Source organism: Massilia sp. P2_C2, from assembly GCF_056404615.1.
The window spans coordinates 1-4,078 of sequence record NZ_JBFUDR010000428.1 but is presented as its reverse complement, the minus strand read 5'-3'; the positions used below and the strand labels follow the sequence as shown (position 1 = coordinate 4,078).

General features: G+C 68.1%; 3 protein-coding genes and 1 pseudogene. 3 read left to right on the top strand and 1 reads right to left on the bottom strand.

What is annotated here, in order from left to right; all coding sequences use genetic code 11:
* Positions 1-159: 159 nt before the first annotated feature.
* Both pedF and AC1DYX_RS28670 read left to right on the top strand, forming a co-directional pair.
* Positions 160-633, top strand: a complete 474-nt coding sequence (pedF, locus tag AC1DYX_RS28675; protein ID WP_477265238.1) for a cytochrome c-550 PedF — start codon at positions 160-162, stop codon at positions 631-633.
* Between the two features lie 7 nt (positions 634-640).
* Entirely contained in the window at positions 641-1,486 is an 846-nt protein-coding gene (locus AC1DYX_RS28670) for a substrate-binding periplasmic protein (protein ID WP_477265236.1), read from the top strand.
* A 45-nt stretch (positions 1,487-1,531) separates the two neighbouring features.
* Here AC1DYX_RS28670 and AC1DYX_RS28665 read toward each other — a convergent pair whose 3' ends face one another.
* The gene (locus tag AC1DYX_RS28665) at positions 1,532-3,631 is read right to left on the bottom strand and encodes a TonB-dependent receptor family protein (RefSeq protein WP_477265234.1); all 2,100 of its coding nucleotides are present in this window, start codon (positions 3,629-3,631) and stop codon (positions 1,532-1,534) included.
* A gap of 180 nt (positions 3,632-3,811) precedes the next feature.
* Between AC1DYX_RS28665 and AC1DYX_RS28660 the strand changes: the two are divergent.
* Positions 3,812-4,078: pseudogene (locus AC1DYX_RS28660) on the top strand (hypothetical protein); the annotation flags it as partial.

Genomic DNA, 4,078 nt, shown 5'->3' with positions numbered 1-4,078 from the left:
GCGCGCGCCCTGGCACGCGCGGCCATGTGACACCTGTTGCAGATTGGGACAATGTGACCGTGCTTTTCGCCCACACACAGGGGCACTGCGAGGGACGAAACGCATGGCACGCCGATTGCTCATGTAGGGTAGACCGATAAACCTACAGGAGACAACACCATGAAGCACAAGATCCGCATCGCCGCCGGCGCCGTTGCCATGGCCGCCGCCGCACTGACCTCGCTCTGGGCCAACGCGCATGGCAACGTCGTCCCGCAAGCCGTCGACACGACCGGCCTGCCCACGCTGGGAGACAAATGGCGCGACGAGAATCCCTACCGCACCAACAAGCTCGCGCTGAAGATCGGCGCCTCGGCCTATACGCAGAACTGCGCGCGCTGCCACGGCCTGGAAGCGGTGTCCGGCGGGATCGCGCCGGACCTGCGCCTGCTCGACCGCGACTGCAACGGCATCAAGAACGAGACCAAGAAGCAGGCCTGCTACAAGGAGATCGACAACTACTTCCTGACCAGCATCCGCCACGGCAAGGTGCGCAACGGCGCCGTTTACATGCCGCCGTTCGAAGGCGTGTTCAACCAGGAAGCGATGTGGGCCATCAAGACCTACCTCGAATCGCGCCGCAGCGCGGACTGAGGCGGCCATGACGACCCCGGTTTCGCCGTCGCGCCGGCGCGTCCTCGCCGCCGGCCTGCTGCTGGGTGCCGGCATCGCCGCACCCGGTGCCGTCTGCGCAGCGGAGACACCCGTGCTGCGCGAGGCGGGCCATCTGAAGGTGGCCGTCTACAACGACCTGGCGCCGTTCTCCGACCACGGCCAGGGCATCGACGCCGACCTCGGCGCCGCGCTGGCCGGCAAGCTCGGACTGAAGTCCACGCTGCTGCCGTTCAACGCGGGCGACGAGCTCGGAGACGACTTGCGCAACATGGTGTGGAAGGGCCACTACCTCGGCTACGGACCGGCCGACGTGATGCTGCACGTGCCGGTCGACCGCATGCTGATGAATGCGAATCCGCAGGTCGAGATCTTCGCACCGTACTACGTGGAGACCGTGCGGCTCGTGCGCAGCGCGCAGGCGATGCCGCAGTTCGACGGCGTGGCGTCGCTGGCGGGCAAGCGCATCGGCGTGGAAAAGGTGTCGATCTCCGGCATGGTGATGCTGGGCGAGGGCGGGGGACGCTTCCGCGACCAGGTCCACATCTACCCGACCGCTGTCGAGGCGCTGGAGCAGTTGAAGGCAGGCAGCCTCGACGCCGTGCTGGCCACGCGCGCGCAGATCGAATCCGTCATGCAGGGCGATCCCGCGTTTCCGTTGCAGGAGGTGCCGTTCGACCGCCTGCCGCGCGGCGGCTGGGTGATCGGCATGGCGGTGCGCAAGGATAACGTGGGCCTCGCGCGCCGGCTGCAGGCCGCGCTGAACGAAATGGCGGCCAGCGGCGAGTTGCGCACGCTGTTCGCGAAGTACGGCGTGCAGGCCGTCAGGCCGTGATCATTCCATGCGCCCCGCGTATCCGACACGGGGCGTGACGCAAACTCAGAACTGGTATTGCACGCTGGCGCCCAGCATCCAGTTGCGTCCCGGCGCCGGCTCGTAATACCGCTTATTGCTGTCGCCGACGATGACGGAACCGACGTAGGTGCGGTCGAACATGTTGTTCACGCGCGCGTACTCGCGCACGCGCCACGCGCCCAGCTGCTGGTTGGCCTGCACGCGCGCGTTGACGATCGCATAGCCCGGCGCCGGGATCGCGGCATTGGCGTCGTCCGGATAGACCTTGCCGTTGGCGATGGTCTCGAGCCCGGCCTGTATTCTCCCGTCCGCAGCCTTCCACGCCAGTTCGCCGAACAGGCTCGTTCCCGGCACGCCCGGCAGGCGGTTGCCCTGGGCCACGCCGGTGAACGCCTCGTCGTAGATCGCGCGCAGCAGCGTTGCCGCCACGCGTGCCGTAAAGCCGGCGGCGAGGTCGGCGTCGAGCGACAACTCGAGGCCCTGGCGCAGGGTGGCGCTCGCGTTGCGGTAGCTGGTGCGGCCGCCGCTGGCACTATCGACGACCAGTTCGTCGTGCGTGCGCACCTGGAACAGCGCCGCGTTCACGCGCACGTCGCGGGCGACGATGGCCTTGGCGCCGGCTTCCAGCTGCGTGCTCGTGGCCGCGCCGAGACGGTAATTGAACCCGCCACCCGTGCCCGAATAGAACACCTCATTCAACGTGGGCGTCTCGAAACCGCGCGCCGCGCTGGCGTAGACGTTGAGCGTGGGCGTGACCTTGTACAGCGCGCCGAGCAGCGGCGTCGTGTGGCGGTAATCGACGCTGCCGCCGTCGTTGCCGTTGGCGAGGTAGTGGTCCTCGACGTCGAAGTTCACGCGGCTGTGGCGCAGGCCGCCCGTGAATACCCATGGTCCGCGCTCCCATTCCAGCTGCAGGTAGGGGTCGACGTTGCGCACATCGTCGTCCTCGGCGCGGCGCAGGCGGCCCTGCACGCCGAACGTGTTGCCGACGAAGTTCTCGTAACCCTTGCGCGCATCGTTCGATTTGCCGGCTTCCAGGCCCACGGTCGTGCGCAACGTGCCGTCGGCCAGCGGGCGCACCATCAGCCAGTTCGCGTCGAAACCGTAGAAATCGCGGTCGAAGTCGACCACGCCGCCCGAATGGCTGGCCGGCGCCTGGAACCCTTTCGAGAACGCTTGGTACTGGACCACGCGGCGGTTGCCGCCATAGACCGTGACGTGCAGCCGGTCGGCGCCGAATCGCTCATCCCACGACAGTCCGATCTGCTGGTGGTCGATGCTCTTGCGCGTGTTGTAGCGGTCGGCGAAGGTGCGCTGCGGCGATTGCGGGTCGGTCGTGTCGATCTCGCCGGCGCGCGGGTCGCGCTGGAACGTGGCCCACGTCACGCCGAGCGGATCCTGCGTGTCGTGCTGGCGCAGGCCGCTCGCCGTCACCGTCAGCTTGCCGGTGGCCGACGTGTCGAACGTCAGCCTGGCATACGCCTGGTCGCGCGTGGCGGCGCTGTGGGCACGGTAGCCGTCCGTCTCGAAGCGCGACCCGTCCAGCAGCCAGCCGAAGCTTCCCTGTTTGCCGCCCGCGTTGACGTCCGTCTTGCGCATGCCGTCGCCGCCGCCAGCCACGTTCATCTCGACCCAGGGCGCGCCGCGCGGATCGCGCGTGAACAGCTGGATCACGCCGCCCGCATGGTTGCCGTACAGCGTGGAGAACGGACCGCGCAACACCTCGATGCGCTCGGCCATGTCGAGGTCGAAGGTGGCGGCCTGGCCCTGGCCGTCCGGCAWGGTGGCCGGGATGCCGTCCGCGATCAGCTTCACGCCGCGCACGCCGAACGCGGAACGGGCGCCGAAGCCGCGCGACGAGATTTGCAGGTCCTGCGCGTAGTTCTGGCGGTTCTGCACGACGAGACCCGGCACCGAAGCCAGCGCCTCGGAGACGTTCACGCGTGGCTGGGCCGCGCCGATGCGGTCGGCGTCGACGACGTCGATGGCGGCCGGCAGGTCGAAGCTCGTGTGCTCGGCGCGCGTGGCGCTGACGACGACCACGCTCACCGGAGCGTCGAGGCTATCCGCTGCGGCCCACGCGGCCAGCGGCGCGGCCGCGAACAAGGCCGCAACAAAGTTCAAACGTAATGCCGGGTACTTCATTTTTCTTGTCTCCCTGTCGAATAGTCCGCCCTGTAAGCCGGGCGCTGACCATCACGGCAAGCAATATACCTGCCAAGCCGGAAACCTGCTGCCCGCATGGCATGGCGATTGCAATCCTGATGGCATCGCGCGCCCGCGCGTCCATCTGAAAGGACCATCATGTCACTGCATCGTTCCCCACTTCGCTTCCCGTTGTCGGCCCTGGCCGGCGTGCTGCTGGCCTATGGCTGCATCGCCGCCCAGGCCGCCCCGTTCGCCTACGTCCCCAACGAAAAATCCGGCAGCGTCAGCGTGATCGACACGGCCAGCGGCAACGCCGTGCGCCAGATCGCCGCCGGCAAGCGCCCGCGCGGCATCGCCGCCGATCCGGGCGGTACCCGGCTGTACGTGACGGATGCCGCCGGCAATGCGCTGCTCGTGCTGGAC